We start from the raw sequence: 14,849 nt of genomic DNA on the forward strand, positions 1-14,849 counted from the left end.
GCTCCTTAGTGCGCGGGCGCGTGGCCCGTTTGTTCCCAGTGGTACTGGCCGGTATGCAAACTGCTCGGTCCCAGCCGCGCGAACTTGAACATCAAGCCCATTTCGATCACCAGCAGCAGCGTGTAGAAACCGATGAAGCCGGCCAGGCTGAAGTACAGGCTGCCCGCTTGCAGCGACGAGGCCGACAGGTGGGTGGGCAGGATGCCGGCGATGGTCCACGGCTGGCGGCCGTACTCGGCCACCACCCAGCCCAGTTCGGCGGCCAGCCACGGCAGCGGAATGGCGCACACGGCCAGCCGCAGCAGCCAGCGTTGCGGCGCCAGCCGCTTGCGCACCAGGAAGTAGAACGCGCTGCTGAAAATGAACAGGAACAGCAAGCCCAGCCCCACCATGGCGCGGAACGACCAGAACAGCGGCGCCACCTTGGGGATGGTGTCGTTCACGGCCAACTGGATCTGGGCGTCGGTGGCGTCGGTCACGTTGGGCGTGTATTTCTTCAGCAGCAGGCCGTAGCCGAGGTCGGCCTTGACGGCGTCGAACGCGGCGCGCGCGGCCGGCGAGGTGTCGCCGCCCTTGAGCCGGCTCAGCGCCGCGTAGGCCGTCATGCCGCGCCGGATGCGGGCCGCGTGTTCCAGCTTGAGTTGCTTGATGCCGACCACTTGCTTGTCGGCCGAGCGGGTGGCGATCAGGCCCAGCACGTAGGGAATCTTGACGGCGTAATCGGTGCGTTCGGCCGCGTCGTTGGGCAGGCCGACGACGGTGATGCCGGCCGGGGCCGGTTCCGTCTCCCATTCCGCTTCGATGGCGGCCAGCTTGACCTTGTTCACTTCGCCAGCCGTGTAGCCCGATTCGTCACCCAGCACGATCACGGACAGCGAGGACGCCAGGCCGAAGCCGGCCGCGATGGCGAACGAGCGCAGCGCGAACGGGATGTCGCGCGCCTTGAGCAGGTAGAACGCGGAGATGCCCAGCACGAACATGGAGGCCGTCACATAGCCGGCCGCCACCGTGTGCACGAATTTCACTTGCGCCACCGGATTGAAGATCACGTCAACGATGCTGACCAGCTCCATGCGCATGGTGTCGTAGTTGAATTCCGCGCCCACCGGGTAGTTCATCCAGCCGTTGGCGATCAGGATCCACAGGGCCGACAGGCTGGAGCCGAACGCGACCAGGAAAGTCACGCCCAGGTGCTGCACTTTGCCCAGCTTGTTCCAGCCGAAGAAGAACAGGCCGACGAAGGTTGATTCGAGGAAGAACGCCATCATGCCTTCGATGGCCAGCGGCGCGCCGAAGATGTCGCCCACGTAGTGCGAGTAATAGGCCCAGTTGGTGCCGAACTGGAATTCCAGCGTGATGCCGGTGGTCACGCCCATGGCGAAGTTGATGCCGAACAGCTTGCCCCAGAAGCGGGTCATGTCCTTGTAGATTTCCTTGCCCGTCATGACATAGACGGATTCCATGATGACCAGCAGCCAGGACAAACCCAGCGTGAGCGGGACGAACAGGAAGTGATACATGGCCGTCGCGGCGAACTGCAGGCGCGACAGGCTGACGACATCATCGAGCGGAGTCATTTTTCATCTCGGAAGTTGGGGGAGAGGGATTGGATGCCGGCGCGCCATCCAGCAAGTGCTGCTGGACTTCGGCGCTGGGCATCCGCATGTGGTGGGCCTGCGGATGGGAAAAGAAGGCGTGCCACAGCCAGAACAGCAGCGCGCCCTTCAGTACGAGGGCCAGGCTGATGGCGAGCCACAGCGGCAGGCCGCGCCGGCTGGCTGTGGGCGGCCGGTTCATCGGCCGTCCCGTTCGCGGGTGGTGGCCGGCACGCTCGCATCGGCGTCGGCGGACGGCGCGGCGTCGGCGCGGCCGAAGCGGAATTTGTCGCGCACGGATTCACCCACGTCCAGCAGCTTCTTGACGGTGGAACCCATCTTCATCAGCGAGGCCAGCGTGTCCGGCGACAGGCGCTGCACGTCGTCGAACCACGCGCTCGACAGTTCGATCAGCTCATACATTTCACGCATCCTTTGCTGGGCTACGCGGTCGGCGTCCGTGGTGGGTGTTTCCAGCAGCGCGTCGCGCAGCATGGACAGCGTGGGCTCCACTTCGCGCCGGCGGCGTTCCTCCAGCAAGGCCTTGAAGATTTCCCACACGTCCTTGGGCGGCTCGAAGTATTCGCGCCGGTCGTTCGGCTGGTGCAGCAGTTTGACCAGCCGCCACGATTGCAGTTCCTTCAACCCCATCGAGACGTTGGAGCGCGAGAACGACAGCGATTCGGCGATCTCGTCCGCGTTCAGTGGGCGGGCGCTCACGTACAGCAGGGCGTAGATTTGGCCCACGGTGCGGTTGATGCCCCAGCGGCTGCCCATTTCGCCGAAATGCAGGATGAAGCGTTGCGCCAATGGTGTGAGATTGATCACGATACGTGTCCTTTTGAATTTTCAGTAATTCCTGAAATTATAGAAGGTTTACGAAAAGTGCGTAGTCGGCCTAGCTATTTCGATGTAGAGCGGGAAAAAACGTTGCGCTATATAATGCGGTATATTGCGATTTCGCCATGGTGGAAAGGAATGTGTATGTTGCGGAAAGTTGGTGTGGTGACGGCGCTGTTGCTCGGTGCAGCGGCGGGGACGGCCAGCGCGGCCGATATCACGGTGTCGGCTGCCGCCAGCCTGACGAACGCATTCAAGGACATCGCCCAGGCTTATGAACAGGCCCACGTGGGCGACAAGGTGCAGCTCAATTTCGGCGGCTCCGATGCGCTGGTGCAGCAGATCGCCAAGGGCGCGCCGGTGGACGTGTTCGCCTCGGCCGACCAGGAGGCGATGGACAAGGCCGAGAGCCAGAAGTTGCTGCGCCTCGGCAGCCGCGCCAACTTCGCCAGCAACCGCGTGGTGCTGATCGTGCCAGCCAGCGGGGGCGCGGAGCTGCATGGCCTGGGCGACCTGACCCAGCCTGGCGTGAAACGCGTCACGCTGGGCAACCCGGCCAGCGTCCCCATCGGCCGCTACGCCAAACACGCGCTGGAACAGGCGCGGCTGTGGGCGGCCGTGGAACCGAAAGCCATCTACGCCACCTCCGTGCGCCAGAGCCTCGATTACGTGGCGCGCGGTGAGGCGGACGCGGGCTTCGTCTATGCCACCGACGTGGCCGTGCAAAAGGACAGGGTGAAAGTGGTGGCCACCGTGCCCACCGAAACGCCGGTCAGCTATCCGATCGCCGCCACGGCCGGCAGCGCGCAGCCCGAGGCCGGACGCCGCTTCGTCGCCTTCGTGCTCACGCCCGTGGGCCAGGCCATCCTGGCCAAGTATGGTTTCGGCCGTCCCTGAAGCCGGCGCTTAACGATGGATAACCCCGATGGATAACCCCGATGGATAACCCGGCCTGGATCGCATTGGCGCTGTCGCTCAAGGTGGCGGGCTGGGCCACGGCCATCGATTTGCTGCTGGGGCTGGCGCTGGGCTATCTGCTGGCGCGCTGCCGTTTTCCCGGCCGCGAAATGCTGGACGCCATGCTGACCTTGCCGATGGTGATGCCGCCCACCGTGCTCGGCTACTACCTGCTGGTGCTGATTGGCCGCAACGGCTGGCTCGGCGGCTGGCTGCAACGCAGCTTCGGCATCAACCTGATCTTCACCTGGCAGGCGGCCGTGATCGCGGCCGCCGTGGTGGCGTTTCCGCTGGTGCTCAAGGCGGCCCGCTCCGCGTTCGAAACGGTGGACCGTCAACTGGAGCAGGCCGCCCATGTGCTGGGCATCTCGTCGTTCGGCGTGTTCCTGCGCGTGACCATGCCGCTGGCGTGGCGCGGCGTGCTGGCCGGCACCTTGCTCGCCTTCGCCCGTTCGATGGGCGAATTCGGCGCCACGCTGATGGTGGCCGGCAGCATACCGGGCAAGACGCAAACGCTGTCGATCGCCGTGTACGAAGCCGTGCAGGCGGGGCAGGACGACAGCGCCAACATGCTGGTGCTGATCACCTCCGTCACCTGCATCGTGGTGCTGGTGCTGGCCAGCAAACTGACGCCCAAGCGTCTCGTCAACGATTGAGCCACCATGCAGATCCAGGTTGATATCCGTAAGAAGATGCGCTCGGGCGCCCGCACGTTCACGCTGGACGCGCAATTTACCTCCGACAGCCAGCGCATCGTCATCTACGGCCCGTCGGGCGCCGGCAAGAGCCAGCTGATGAAAGCCGTGGCCGGGTTGATGACGCCGGACGCGGGCCGCATCGCGCTCGACGGCCGCCTGCTGTTCGACCGCGCGGGCGGAGTGGACCTGGCGCCGCAGCAGCGCCAGGTGGGCTACCTGTTCCAGGATTACGCGCTGTTCCCCCATTTGAATGTGCGGCAGAACATCGCGTTTGGCCTGGCGCGAGGCTGGTTCAATCCGCGCGCGCGGGCCGATGACGCGGCCGTGCGCCACTGGCTGCAGGCGTTCGAGCTCGAGCACGTGGCGCACCAGTTTCCACACGAACTGTCGGGCGGTCAGCGCCAGCGCGTGGCGCTGGCGCGGGCGCTGGTGCCCGATCCGCAGGCGCTGCTGCTGGATGAGCCGTTCGCCGCGCTCGATCCCAGCCTGCGCGCGCGCATGCGCTCCGAGCTGGACGCGCTGCAGCGCCGGCTGGCCATCCCCATGATTTTGATCACGCACGATCCCGACGATGCGCGCGTGTTCGGCGAACACATCCTGCGCATGGAAGACGGCAAGATCGCGCCGGTGCGCACCTTTGAATTCCCGGAGTTGAAAGATGGAACACGACAAACGAGCACCTGACGGCGCGCCACCGCAACTGGCCTTGCAAGGCAATGTGTGGATGACGGTGGGCGGCGAGAAGCTGGGTGGCCAGGACCGCGTGGCGTTATTGGCGGCCATCGCGGAAACGGGTTCCATCACGCGCGCGGCCAAGGCCGTCAAGATGAGCTACAAGGGCGCGTGGGACGCCATCGACGCCATGAACAACCTGGCCGGCGCCACGCTGGTCGAGCGCGTGGCCGGCGGCAAGGGCGGCGGCGGCACGCGGCTGACGGCGCGCGGCGCGCAGCTGGTGGCCAACTTCCGCCAGATCGCGGCCGAGCACGACCAGTTCATCGCCCATTTGAGCGCCCAGTCCCACGGCCTGGCCGACGATTTTTTATTGATACGGAAAATGCAGATGCAAACGAGTGCGCGTAACCAGTTCAGCGGCACCGTCATCGCCCTGCGGCGCGGCGCCGTCAACGACGAGGTGGTGCTGGAGATCATGGGCGGGCAACAGGTCGTGGCCACCATCACGCGCGACAGTTGCGACAGCCTGGGCTTGCGCGAGGGCGCGCCGGCGTTCGCGCTGGTCAAGGCCTCGTCCATCATCGTCATGACGGATGCGACCGGCGCGCGCCTGTCGGCCCGCAACCAGCTGGCCGGCACGGTGGTGCGCTTGCAGCCGGGCGCCGTCAACACGGAAGTGAGCATCGCCTTGCCGGGCGGCGGCACCATCGCCGCCATCATCACGCGCGACAGCGCCGAAGCGCTCGATCTCGCGGTGGGGGCGCCGGCCACGGCCATCTTCAAGGCGTCCAGCGTCATCCTCGGCACCGCCGGCTAAGTTCAGACCTGGCCCCACGGCAGGAACTTGGCGGGCGTGGTGCCCAGGATGCGGCGGAACAGGGCGATGAAGCTGCTCACGCTGTCGTAGCCGAGGTTCATGGCCACCGTCGTCACGGACTCGCCCGCCGTCAACAGTTCCATGCCTTTCTGCAGGCGCGCGATCTGGCGCCATTCCACCAGCGACATGCCGGTTTCAGCGCGGAAGTGGCGCGTCACGCTGCGCCGCGACAGGCCGATCCGTTCGGCCCAGCCATCGAGGTCCGTTTCATCGGCCGGGTTCTCGGCGATGCTGGTCGCCATCGCCAGCAGGCGCGGATGGCGCGGCATGATCAGGCGCAGCGGGTCCGGTTCGGCCCGGCTTATCTCATCGAGGAACACCATCATCAGCCTGTGTTCGGCCGCGTCGGCGGGCGTGCCTTGCGGCCAGCCGCGCATGCGCTCGAACAGGGCGCTGGCCACGGGCGACAGGCGCAACACCTGGGGCTGCGCTGGCAGCGCGTCGCACAACGTCGGCGCCAGGTGCAGCGTGTAGCCGGCCAGGCCGGGACGCAGCTTGCTGCCGTGCACGCTGGCGCCGTGCGCCATCTGCGGCGGCACCCAGCCCAGGCGGCCCGGCGGCAGCACGGTACGGTTGCCGCCCGCTTCCAGCACGATCAAGCCCTGCAAGGCGATGTACATCTGGCCTTCCGGATGGCGGTGGATGTGCTTGCCTTTATCTGTCCCGGACAGATCGGCATGGGTGGGCGTGAGCAGCATGGGGAAGTCGGCCGTGAGCCGGCGTTCTTCGAAAGGAGGAGGGTGCAAATGCATATTGTGGCCCGATCGCGTTATCTCTTGTCTGGCGCCAGTTAGCCGGACGACGGCGCTGCTGGCATGCTAGGAACTTTCATTTATAGCAAGGATTTAACATGACTGCAATCGATACCGAAGAGGTGCTGGCCCTGTTGCGGAGTGTGGGAGCATCCTTGTGCGACACGTTCTGGCAACTGGAGCCGGTGGTGGAACTCGATGAGATGGCGGCCGCCTTCCAGCGCATCGACGGCCAGGCCTCGGCCGCGCTGCGCGGTGGACTGGCCGAGCTGTATCCGCGCATCGGCTGGATGGAAGGCGAGTTCGAGGGCGCCGACAGCGACGACGAGGAAGCCGTCGCCTTGCTGGCGCAGGGCGAATACTGGATTTGCGATGCGATCGATGGCGCGGCCCAGTACCTGCGCGCGATGCCGAACTGGGCCATGTCGCTGACGCTGGTGCGCGAAGGCGTGCCCGTGTTCGTGGCCGTGTTCGACGCGGCCCACGACGAGATGTTCCACGCCGTGTGGGGTGGCGGCGCGTGGTGCAACGGCAAGCCGGTGCGCGTGAACCAGCGCGAGAGCCACTACAACGGCGTGGTGGCCACCAGCCAGCCGCCGTTCGCCGTCAAGCAACCGCGCGCCGTGGGCCGTGCCGGCCGGGCGCTGAGCGCCATGCTGCCCGACGTGGCGGCCGTGCGCAACCTGGGCCCCACGTCGCTGCAACTGGCCTATGTGGCTTGCGGCCGGCTCGACGCGTTCTGGGAATTCGGCGAGGACGGTTTCAACTGCATGGGGCCGGCGCTGCTGGTGCGAGAAGCCGGTGGCATGGTGAGCCAGGTCGATGGCGCGCCTTACCGCCTGCTGTCGGCCGACATTGCGGCTGCGCCGCCCCGCGTGCACGCGTCCATGCTGCTGCGCTTGCAGGAAGTGCTGGCGGCGTAAGCGACACCAAGGCGTCAGTGCCGGCGCCGGCAGCACGGTCAGGGCGCCGCACGGACGGCGCCGGCCGTGGCTGCCGCGCGGGCGTGCTCACGGCCGTGGCGACGGTCAACTGGCGTCTTCCTTGCCCCCCTGGCGCGTGGCGCTCTTGTCCTGTTGTTGCGAGCTGGCGGCGGCGCGCACCTTGCCGTTCTGGCGCGCCGCCAGTTGCCGGTTCTCGCCACCCTTGCGGCCTATCTCTGCCATATGCTCGCGGTCGCGGCTGACGGCCTCGCCGCCTTTCTGGCCGGCGCGGCGCGCTTCCTCGGAATCGAACTCGTGCGCCGTGCCTTTCTGGTGGGCCGCCTGGCCGCCCTTGCTGGCGATTTCGCGCTGCTGCGCCTCGCTCATGGCGGCAAAGCCGCGCTTGGCCGTGCCTTTTTGCGTGCCGCCTTTACCCTGCTCGCTACCTTGATTGCTGGCCATATCGACCTCCTTAGTCATGGGAAATGATTGTTTATCGCAGGGCACCGCGTTGTGGCGCCGGCGAACCGGGCACGTTCGGCTGCCCTGCGTGGTTAGAGATGGGCCGCCGGCGGAAGTTCCATGTGGCGTGGCCCCAGGTTCAGTGCGGCCGCTGGCCCGCGTGTTCGTCCGCGTGGCCGTCGCCACCGTGGATGCCGGCCTGCAGTTGCTCGACCGCCTGCTGCTGGCGTTCCGTCGCTTTGGCCGCTTCCTCGGACGCGCGGCGCATGGCGTCCTCGGCCAAGGCCGTGGCCGAGCGGCTCAGCTTGGGCATATGGGTTTCCGTGGCGCGGGCCAGGTCGTCGCAGGCATGGGCCATGGTGTCGGCCAGCTTGCGCTGGTACTCGCGCAGCGGGCCGTTGGCGGGATTGAGCTTGCTGCCCAGCGCCGCGCCCAGTTCGGCCGCGTTGCCATCGGCCATTGAGCGCTGGCATATCTGGCCCAGGTCGGCCAGCATGTCGCGCGCCAGCTGCAAGTTCAGTTCGCCGACTTTGTGCATCGTGTCGAGCAGGTGTTGGCTCACGTCGGTGGAATAGGTGATCAGGGCGTCGCAATGCGACCGTAACGCGGGGGGGATGAGTGTATCCATGGCGTATCCTCAAGCTGGCGGTTGGAAACGCCCGGCGGCGCCGGGCGGCAAGTGCTCACTTGGGATAGACGCTGGCGGCGCGCGGAAGTTCCGCCGGCGCGTGAAGATGAGGGCTGGGGCGGCGCGGGCCGCCCCCGTGTGCGCGTTTAGTCTTGCGCCACCTGCAGCACCAGCTTGCCGAAGTTCTTACCTTCAAACAGCATGTTGAGCGCTTGCGGGAACTGGGCTATGCCTTGCACCACGTCTTCCTTGCTCTTGATCTTGCCTTGCTTGAGCCACTGGCCCAGCGCGGCCACGCCCAGGTGGTAGCGGTCGGCGTAATCGAACACGACGATGCCTTCCATGCGGGCCCGGTTGACCAGCAGCGACAGGTAGTTGGCCGGTCCCTTCACGGGCTCCGTGTTGTTGTACTGCGAGATGGCGCCGCAGATCACGATGCGGGCCTTCATGTTGATGCGGGTCAGTACGGTGTCGAGGATGTCGCCGCCCACATTGTCGAAATACACGTCCACGCCTTGCGGGCAGTGCTGCTTGAGGCCGTCACGCACGGAATCGTGCTTGTAGTCGATGCAGGCGTCAAAGCCCAGTTCGTTGACGACGAAATCGCATTTTTCCTTGCCGCCGGCGATGCCGACCACGCGGCAACCGAGCTGCTTGGCCACCTGGCCCACGGTCTGGCCCACGGCGCCGGCCGCGCCCGACACCACCACCGTCTCGCCGGCCTTGGGCTGGCCCGATTCGAGCAGGCCGAAGTAGGCCGTCATGCCGGGCATCCCCAGCGTGTTGAGGTAGGTGGTCAGCGGCGCCAGCGTCGGGTCGACCTTGTAGAACGCGCCGGCCTTGTCGTCGGCCTTGCCGATCCAGTAGCGCTGCACCCCCGTGCCGCCGGATACATGGTCGCCCACGGCGAATTTGGGCGAGCGCGAGGCCAGCACCACGCCAATGCCGCCGGCCCGCATCACTTCGCCGATGGCCACCGGGCGGATGTAGGACTTGGCGTCGTTCATCCAGCCGCGCATGGCCGGGTCCAGTGACAGGTACAGCACCTTGACCAGGATTTCGCCGTCGGCCAATTCGCGCACCGGCTCCACCACCTGCTGCCAGTCGCTGGCCTTGACCATGCCCACGGGGCGGGCGGCGAGGCGAAATTGCAGGTTCTCCAAGACGTTCGTTGTCATTTTTTCTTCCTCTGTAAGGGTAGGTGGCGTCCACTATACCGCATAAATGCACGACCGTGCTATTTCCGATTTTGTGGCCAGTGGCGATGCCTTTCTGCCCACTTTTTTACGGCAGGGGCTCCGGCATGCGACAATATCGCCCTTGTTCAGATAACGCATCATTGCCCAATAGCAGCCATGACCCACCCCGAATACATTTTGACTCTCTCCTGCCTGGATCAGCGCGGTATCGTTCATCGCGTATCGGGCTTCCTGGCCGACCACGGCTGCAACATCATCGACTCGGCCCAGTTCGGCGACGGCGAATCGCGCCTGTTCTTCATGCGCGTGCACTTCGCGCTGGAGGATAGCGCCGTGGGCGACGCGCTGCTGCGCGCCGATTTCGGGCAGCTGGCGGCCGAGATGGGCCTGGACTGGGAACTGCGCGACGCGCGCTACAAGCCGCGCGTGATGCTGATGGTGTCCAAGATCGGCCACTGCCTGAACGACCTGCTGTTCCGCTACAAGAGCGGCCTGCTGCCGGTGGAGATTCCGGCCATCGTGTCCAACCACATGGACTTCTACCAGCTGGCGGCCAGCTACAACATCCCGTTCCACCACCTGCCGCTGGCCACCGGCGCGCCCAAGGAAGCCAAGGCCGCGCAGGAAGCGAAGATCATCGAGCTGATGAACACCCACGGCATCGACCTGGTGGTGCTGGCCCGCTACATGCAGATCCTGTCGCCCGAACTGTGCGCGGCCCTGAAGGGCAAGGCGATCAATATCCACCACTCCTTCCTGCCCAGCTTCAAGGGCGCCAAGCCGTATGCCCAGGCCCACCACCGCGGCGTCAAGCTGATCGGCGCCACCGCCCACTTCGTGACGGGCGACCTGGATGAAGGCCCCATCATCGAGCAGGACGTGGAGCGCGTGGACCATTCGATGGACGCCGAAACGCTGTCGGCCATCGGCCGCGACGTGGAGTGCGTGGTGCTGGCGCGCGCCGTCAAGTGGTTCGTCGAGCACCGCATCCTGCAAAACGGCGAGAAGACCGTCGTATTCAAGTAATCGTTTATATCATTTACAGAGTTTCACAAGATGGCCCTCAAAGCGACAATCTACAAAGCCGATCTGCAAATCGCGGATATGGACCGCAACTACTACGAGAGCCAGGCGCTGACGCTGGCGCGCCATCCGTCCGAGACGGACGAGCGCATGATGGTGCGCCTGCTGGCCTTCGCCATCCACGCCAACGAGGCGCTGACCTTCACCAAGGGCTTGTTCGACGTGGAGGAGCCGGACCTGTGGCAGAAGGACCTGACGGGCGCCATCCAGCTGTGGATCGAAGTGGGCCAGCCGGACGAGAAGAAGCTGCTCAAGGCTTGCGGCCGTTCCGAGCACGTGGTGGTGTACAGCTACAGCGCCACCAGCCATATCTGGTGGAAGCAGCTGGCCAACAAGGTCGAGCGGTGCAAGAACCTGACCGTGATTAATTTGCCGGCCGACGCCACCGCCGAGCTGGAGAAAATGGCCCAGCGCACCATGCAACTGCAATGCACGATACAGGACGGCCAGATCTGGCTCACGGACGGCACCGCGACGGTGGAAATCGGCCGCGAAACGTTCAAGGCCGAGCGCTGACCTTTTCCCGAAAAAGGACAGCATAAATCAAGTTCGCCGCAGCTGTTCGCGTGGCGAAAATGCGCACTCCGCTATAATCGCCCCATGTCCAGGAAATCGAACCTACGCGCGTTGCACATCTGGATCGCATGCTTTGCGATTCTCATGAACGCGCTTGCGCCGTCGATTTCCCATGCCGTCGCCTTCATGCAGGGCCAGCCGCCGAGCTGGGAAATCTGCCGCAGCACACTGCAGGCCGCGCCGGCCGGCGAAATGCTCCAGGCCATACTGGCCGATGGCGCCGACAAACAGCCGGCGCCGCACAAGGCCATGTTCAGCATGGACGATTGCGGCTATTGCACGCCACACGCCGGCAGCTACGGCCTGTTGCCTACGCTCGTCTCCGGGCTGGGCCTGTTCAGCACGCACTCGATACAACCGTTCCTGTTCTACCGCTCGCCCGCGCCGCTGATGGCGTGGTCGGCCTCGCGCCCGCGCGGCCCGCCCGTGGCCTGATTGCGGCTTGCATGCGGCCTGCCTGCGACCTGATGCCGGTCACATTCCGCGCGCCGCGCCGTTCCCCGCACCGCACCCGTAATCGTATAGCCCAGGCGCCTGACCGCGCCTGAATAGAATGCCGCCCCGCGCGGCCCCGCGAGTACCGCCGTTGTGCCTCCGTCGTTGTCCGCGCCGATCCGGCCCGGCAGCCTGACCCGGCACCGCACCGGCCCGTACCGCCACTTGAAGAGAGAACGAACATGAACAAGCAAATCCTGACCTTCCTCGCATCGATGACGATTGCCTCCTGCGCCATGGCCCAGGTTACCGTGAAGGATGCATGGATACGCGCCACCGTGCCCACCGCCAAGGCCACCGGCGCCTTCATGCAGCTGCAGTCGGCGCGCGACGCGCGCCTGGTCGAAGTACGCTCCAGCGCGGCCGGCGTGGTCGAGATCCACGAAATGGCGATGGAAGGCCAGATGATGCGCATGCACGCCATCACCGGCCTTGATCTGCCGGCCGGCAAGCCCGTGAATCTGGCCTCGGGCGGCTACCACGTGATGCTGCTGGACTTGAAGCGCCAGTTGAAGGAGGGCGACACGGTGCCCATGACGCTGGTGATCCAGAACCAGGACAAGAAGACCGAGACCGTCTCGCTGTCCGTGCCCGTCAAGGCGCTCAACTATACCGCCCCCAAACATTGAGCCAGCGGAGCGTGCCATGACATCACGTATCCGTATCAAGCCGCTGGTGCTGTTGCTTTCCCTGCTGGGTGCCGGCCACGCCGTGGCCGATGAAGCCCAGCCGATGACGGTGATCGCCATCAACGGCGGCCGTCCCAGCTCGCTGCCGACCCAGATCCCCACCACCATCGAAGGCATCACCGGCCCGCAGATCGAGGAGCGCATCAATGCCCTCGACAGCGAGGACGCTCTCAAATACCTGCCCAGCCTGAACGTGCGCAAGCGCTACGTGGGCGACTACGACCACGCCGTGCTGGCCAGCCGCGCCTCGGGCACCGGCAACAGCGCCCGTTCGATGGTGTACGCGGACGGCATCCTGCTGTCCAACCTGCTCGGCAACGGCGCCACCTACACGCCGCGCTGGGGCCTCGTTACGCCCGAGGAGATCGAGCGCGTGGACGTGCTGTATGGCCCGTTCTCGGCCGCCTACGCGGGCAACTCGGTGGGCGCCGTGGTTGATTTCCTGACCCGCATGCCCACCCGTTTTGAAGCCCACTTCAAGCTGTCCGGCTTCGGCCAGGCGTTCCAGCAGTACGGCACGGACGCCCATTACTTCGGCAAGCAGGGCAGCGCTGCCATCGGCGACCGCCAAGGCGCTTGGTCGTGGTGGCTGGACCTGTCGCGCCTGGACAGCAACGGCCAGCCCATCGCCTACGCCAACAAGCTGACCAGCAAGGGCGTGCCCGGCAGCGCCGGCCTGCCCGTGACGGGCGCGCTGGCCGATCGCAACCCCGTCAACCAGGACTGGCTGATCCTGGGCGCCACCAACCAGATCCACACCATCCAGGACCACGCCAAGGTCAAGCTGGCGTATGACGTGTCGCCTGTGCTGCGGGCCAGCTACACGCTGGGCTGGTGGAAGAACGACGCCGAACGCCATTCCGATTCCTACCTGCGTGACGCGGCCGGCAACGCCGTCTACACGGGCGACGACAAGAACCGCATTAACGTCGGCGGCAAGACCTACACCTTGCTCGCTTCCGACTTCGCGCCCAGCGTGGGCGATCTTGAACACCTGATGCACGGTCTGTCGCTGAAAAGCCATGGCAAGGGCGTGTTCGACTGGGAAGTGGCGGCCAGCCTGTATGACTACCACCGCGACCTGGTGCGCACCCCGACCGTGCTGGTGGCGAACGCGCAGACCAACGGCCAGGGCAACATCACGGACATGGGCGGCAGCGGCTGGAACACGCTGGCGCTGAAAGGTACGTGGCGCCCGGACGGCATGGCCGGCGCCCACATCGTCGATTTCGGCGTGCAGCGCGATAGCGCCAGGCTGCGCACCCACGTGTTCAGCAGCGGCGACTGGCTGCATGCGGCCGATGGCGCGCCGGTGTCCGACTTCAACGGCGACACCCGGCTAGAAAGCCTGTTCGCGCAGGATACCTGGCGTATGGCGCCGGCCTGGAAGGCCACGCTGGGCGCGCGCTTCGAGCACTGGCAAGCGTTCGATGGCCAGATCGGCGCCAGGGGCAAACTGCTGCCGTTCACCGACCGCAGCGAATCGGCGTGGTCGCCCAAGGCCGCGCTGGCGTGGAGCGCCAGCGACGAATGGACGATGAAAGCATCGGCCGGGCGCGCCGTGCGCAACCCGACGGCGGCCGAACTGTTCCAGGGCGCCATCGTGGACGGCAAGATCCTGTACACGGATCCCAACCTGAAGGCGGAAAAGTCGTGGACCAGCGAATTGACGGCCGAGCGCCTGAACGCCGACTCCAGCCTGCGCGCCACGCTGTTCCATGAAGTGACGCGCGACGCCCTGTATTCGCAGCCGCTGACGCCGACCGTCAACACCATCCAGAATGTGGGCAAGATCCGCACCACGGGCGTGGAGTTCTCGCACCAGGCCGACAATGTGCTGCTGTCCGGCTTGAGTATCACGGACAGCCTGACCTACGCCGATTCGCGCATCGTTGCTAATGATGCCTTCCCGGCCAGCGTGGGCAAGCTGCAACCGCGTGTGCCGCGCTGGCGTGCCAACTTCCTGGCCGCCTATCAGGCCAACGCGCGGTGGAGCGGCACCTATGGCGTGCGCTACAGCGGCAAGCAGTACGGCACGCTCGACAACAGCGACCCGAACGGCAACACGTACACGGGTGTGTCGAAATACCTGGTGATGGATGTGCGTGTGCGCTGCCGGCTGGACCAGCATTGGACGGCGTCGGCCGGTATCGATAACCTCAACAACGCGAAGTATTGGGCCTTCCATCCCTACACCCAGCGTACGCTGGTGGCGGAACTGAAGTACGACCTGTAAAGCAAAAAAATGCCCGGAGCGATCCGGGCATTTTTCATTGGTGCGCCCAGCATGGGCGCACTCCTGTGGGTGCAAGTCCCGCCGCGAGCTGACCACAGTGAGCGAAGTGAAGCGCAACTGCGGAAGGGTAACTGACTGTGGGAAGGAAGCGTGGAGCATAAATC

General features: G+C 65.6%; 17 protein-coding genes. 10 read left to right on the forward strand and 7 right to left on the reverse strand.

What is annotated here, in order from left to right; translation table 11 throughout:
- Positions 1-5 precede the first annotated feature (5 nt).
- From H3H36_RS13690 to H3H36_RS13700, 3 genes are read right to left on the reverse strand one after another with little or no spacing between them, the layout of a single operon-like run.
- On the reverse strand, positions 6-1,577 hold the full coding sequence (locus H3H36_RS13690; RefSeq protein ID WP_182218438.1) for a cytochrome ubiquinol oxidase subunit I: 1,572 nt from the start codon (positions 1,575-1,577) through the stop codon (positions 6-8).
- On the reverse strand, positions 1,561-1,797 hold the full coding sequence (gene cydP, locus H3H36_RS13695) for a cytochrome oxidase putative small subunit CydP (protein ID WP_182218440.1): 237 nt from the start codon (positions 1,795-1,797) through the stop codon (positions 1,561-1,563). Before cydP ends, H3H36_RS13690 begins: the two co-directional genes overlap by 17 nt.
- Complete coding sequence (locus H3H36_RS13700) at positions 1,794-2,372, reverse strand: GbsR/MarR family transcriptional regulator (protein WP_182218502.1); 579 nt, start codon at positions 2,370-2,372, stop codon at positions 1,794-1,796. Before H3H36_RS13700 ends, cydP begins: the two co-directional genes overlap by 4 nt.
- Positions 2,373-2,579: 207 nt before the next feature.
- Between H3H36_RS13700 and modA the strand changes: the two genes are divergently transcribed.
- Genes modA through H3H36_RS13720 form a run of 4 tightly spaced genes read left to right on the forward strand, consistent with a single transcriptional unit; the run spans position 2,580 to position 5,582 of the window.
- Positions 2,580-3,332, forward strand: a complete 753-nt coding sequence (modA, locus tag H3H36_RS13705; RefSeq protein WP_229219901.1) for a molybdate ABC transporter substrate-binding protein — start codon at positions 2,580-2,582, stop codon at positions 3,330-3,332.
- A gap of 41 nt (positions 3,333-3,373) precedes the next feature.
- A complete protein-coding gene (gene modB / locus H3H36_RS13710; protein ID WP_182218444.1) occupies positions 3,374-4,048 on the forward strand; it encodes a molybdate ABC transporter permease subunit in 675 nt (224 codons plus the stop codon).
- 6 nt (positions 4,049-4,054) lie between these two features.
- On the forward strand, positions 4,055-4,774 hold the full coding sequence (locus H3H36_RS13715) for an ABC transporter ATP-binding protein (RefSeq protein WP_182218446.1): 720 nt from the start codon (positions 4,055-4,057) through the stop codon (positions 4,772-4,774).
- Positions 4,749-5,582 (forward strand): TOBE domain-containing protein, encoded by an 834-nt coding sequence (locus H3H36_RS13720; protein WP_182218448.1) that lies wholly within the window; start codon positions 4,749-4,751, stop codon positions 5,580-5,582. The genes H3H36_RS13715 and H3H36_RS13720 overlap by 26 nt, the downstream gene beginning before the upstream one ends.
- 2 nt (positions 5,583-5,584) lie before the next feature.
- Here H3H36_RS13720 and H3H36_RS13725 read toward each other — a convergent pair whose 3' ends face one another.
- Positions 5,585-6,394, reverse strand: coding sequence for a helix-turn-helix transcriptional regulator (locus tag H3H36_RS13725; RefSeq protein WP_182218450.1), 810 nt, complete (start codon positions 6,392-6,394; stop codon positions 5,585-5,587).
- Between the two features lie 98 nt (positions 6,395-6,492).
- Here H3H36_RS13725 and H3H36_RS13730 point away from each other — a divergent pair, with 98 nt between their 5' ends.
- Entirely contained in the window at positions 6,493-7,317 is an 825-nt protein-coding gene (locus H3H36_RS13730) for an inositol monophosphatase family protein (RefSeq protein WP_182218452.1), read from the forward strand.
- A 105-nt stretch (positions 7,318-7,422) separates the two neighbouring features.
- Here the strand turns inward: H3H36_RS13730 and H3H36_RS13735 are convergent, their stop codons facing one another.
- The 3 genes from H3H36_RS13735 to H3H36_RS13745 all read right to left on the reverse strand — a co-directional run bounded on the left by H3H36_RS13735 (position 7,423) and on the right by H3H36_RS13745 (position 9,585).
- Positions 7,423-7,779, reverse strand: coding sequence for a KGG domain-containing protein (locus H3H36_RS13735; RefSeq protein ID WP_182218454.1), 357 nt, complete (start codon positions 7,777-7,779; stop codon positions 7,423-7,425).
- Positions 7,780-7,918: 139 nt separating this feature from the next.
- Positions 7,919-8,407, reverse strand: coding sequence for a hypothetical protein (locus H3H36_RS13740; protein ID WP_182218456.1), 489 nt, complete (start codon positions 8,405-8,407; stop codon positions 7,919-7,921).
- Between the two features lie 146 nt (positions 8,408-8,553).
- Positions 8,554-9,585 carry an NADP-dependent oxidoreductase gene (locus H3H36_RS13745; protein WP_182218458.1) on the reverse strand — a complete coding sequence of 344 codons (1,032 nt, stop codon included), beginning with the start codon at positions 9,583-9,585 and terminating at the stop codon, positions 8,554-8,556.
- A 177-nt stretch (positions 9,586-9,762) separates the two neighbouring features.
- Here H3H36_RS13745 and purU point away from each other — a divergent pair, with 177 nt between their 5' ends.
- The 5 genes from purU to H3H36_RS13770 all read left to right on the forward strand — a co-directional run bounded on the left by purU (position 9,763) and on the right by H3H36_RS13770 (position 14,685).
- Positions 9,763-10,632 carry a formyltetrahydrofolate deformylase gene (purU, locus tag H3H36_RS13750; RefSeq protein ID WP_182218461.1) on the forward strand — a complete coding sequence of 290 codons (870 nt, stop codon included), beginning with the start codon at positions 9,763-9,765 and terminating at the stop codon, positions 10,630-10,632.
- A 30-nt stretch (positions 10,633-10,662) separates the two neighbouring features.
- Positions 10,663-11,205 (forward strand): YaeQ family protein, encoded by a 543-nt coding sequence (locus H3H36_RS13755; RefSeq protein WP_182218463.1) that lies wholly within the window; start codon positions 10,663-10,665, stop codon positions 11,203-11,205.
- Between the two features lie 84 nt (positions 11,206-11,289).
- A complete protein-coding gene (locus H3H36_RS13760; RefSeq protein WP_182218466.1) occupies positions 11,290-11,700 on the forward strand; it encodes a DUF2946 domain-containing protein in 411 nt (136 codons plus the stop codon).
- Between the two features lie 242 nt (positions 11,701-11,942).
- Positions 11,943-12,389 carry a copper chaperone PCu(A)C gene (locus H3H36_RS13765; RefSeq protein ID WP_182218468.1) on the forward strand — a complete coding sequence of 149 codons (447 nt, stop codon included), beginning with the start codon at positions 11,943-11,945 and terminating at the stop codon, positions 12,387-12,389.
- A gap of 16 nt (positions 12,390-12,405) precedes the next feature.
- Positions 12,406-14,685 (forward strand): TonB-dependent receptor, encoded by a 2,280-nt coding sequence (locus H3H36_RS13770; protein WP_182218470.1) that lies wholly within the window; start codon positions 12,406-12,408, stop codon positions 14,683-14,685.
- The last annotated feature ends 164 nt before the right edge of the window (positions 14,686-14,849 follow it).

It is taken from the genome of Rugamonas fusca (genome assembly GCF_014042365.1).
Taxonomy (GTDB): Bacteria; Pseudomonadota; Gammaproteobacteria; order Burkholderiales; family Burkholderiaceae_D; genus Rugamonas; species Rugamonas fusca.

Bases quoted from the DNA above. Each gene is read 5' to 3' on its own strand.
- H3H36_RS13690 (WP_182218438.1), bottom strand. From the start codon at position 1,577: ATGACTCCGCTCGATGATGTCGTCAGCCTGTCGCGCCTGCAGTTCGCC.
- H3H36_RS13725 (WP_182218450.1), bottom strand. From the start codon at position 6,394: ATGCATTTGCACCCTCCTCCTTTCGAAGAACGCCGGCTCACGGCCGAC.
- H3H36_RS13730 (WP_182218452.1), top strand. From the start codon at position 6,493: ATGACTGCAATCGATACCGAAGAGGTGCTGGCCCTGTTGCGGAGTGTG.
- modB (WP_182218444.1), top strand. From the start codon at position 3,374: ATGGATAACCCGGCCTGGATCGCATTGGCGCTGTCGCTCAAGGTGGCG.
- H3H36_RS13745 (WP_182218458.1), bottom strand. From the start codon at position 9,585: ATGACAACGAACGTCTTGGAGAACCTGCAATTTCGCCTCGCCGCCCGC.
- H3H36_RS13755 (WP_182218463.1), top strand. From the start codon at position 10,663: ATGGCCCTCAAAGCGACAATCTACAAAGCCGATCTGCAAATCGCGGAT.
- H3H36_RS13770 (WP_182218470.1), top strand. From the start codon at position 12,406: ATGACATCACGTATCCGTATCAAGCCGCTGGTGCTGTTGCTTTCCCTG.
- H3H36_RS13700 (WP_182218502.1), bottom strand. From the start codon at position 2,372: ATGGGCAGCCGCTGGGGCATCAACCGCACCGTGGGCCAAATCTACGCC.
- H3H36_RS13715 (WP_182218446.1), top strand. From the start codon at position 4,055: ATGCAGATCCAGGTTGATATCCGTAAGAAGATGCGCTCGGGCGCCCGC.
- H3H36_RS13720 (WP_182218448.1), top strand. From the start codon at position 4,749: ATGGAACACGACAAACGAGCACCTGACGGCGCGCCACCGCAACTGGCC.
- H3H36_RS13760 (WP_182218466.1), top strand. From the start codon at position 11,290: ATGTCCAGGAAATCGAACCTACGCGCGTTGCACATCTGGATCGCATGC.
- H3H36_RS13765 (WP_182218468.1), top strand. From the start codon at position 11,943: ATGAACAAGCAAATCCTGACCTTCCTCGCATCGATGACGATTGCCTCC.
- H3H36_RS13735 (WP_182218454.1), bottom strand. From the start codon at position 7,779: ATGGCCAGCAATCAAGGTAGCGAGCAGGGTAAAGGCGGCACGCAAAAA.
- cydP (WP_182218440.1), bottom strand. From the start codon at position 1,797: ATGAACCGGCCGCCCACAGCCAGCCGGCGCGGCCTGCCGCTGTGGCTC.
- purU (WP_182218461.1), top strand. From the start codon at position 9,763: ATGACCCACCCCGAATACATTTTGACTCTCTCCTGCCTGGATCAGCGC.
- modA (WP_229219901.1), top strand. From the start codon at position 2,580: ATGTTGCGGAAAGTTGGTGTGGTGACGGCGCTGTTGCTCGGTGCAGCG.
- H3H36_RS13740 (WP_182218456.1), bottom strand. From the start codon at position 8,407: ATGGATACACTCATCCCCCCCGCGTTACGGTCGCATTGCGACGCCCTG.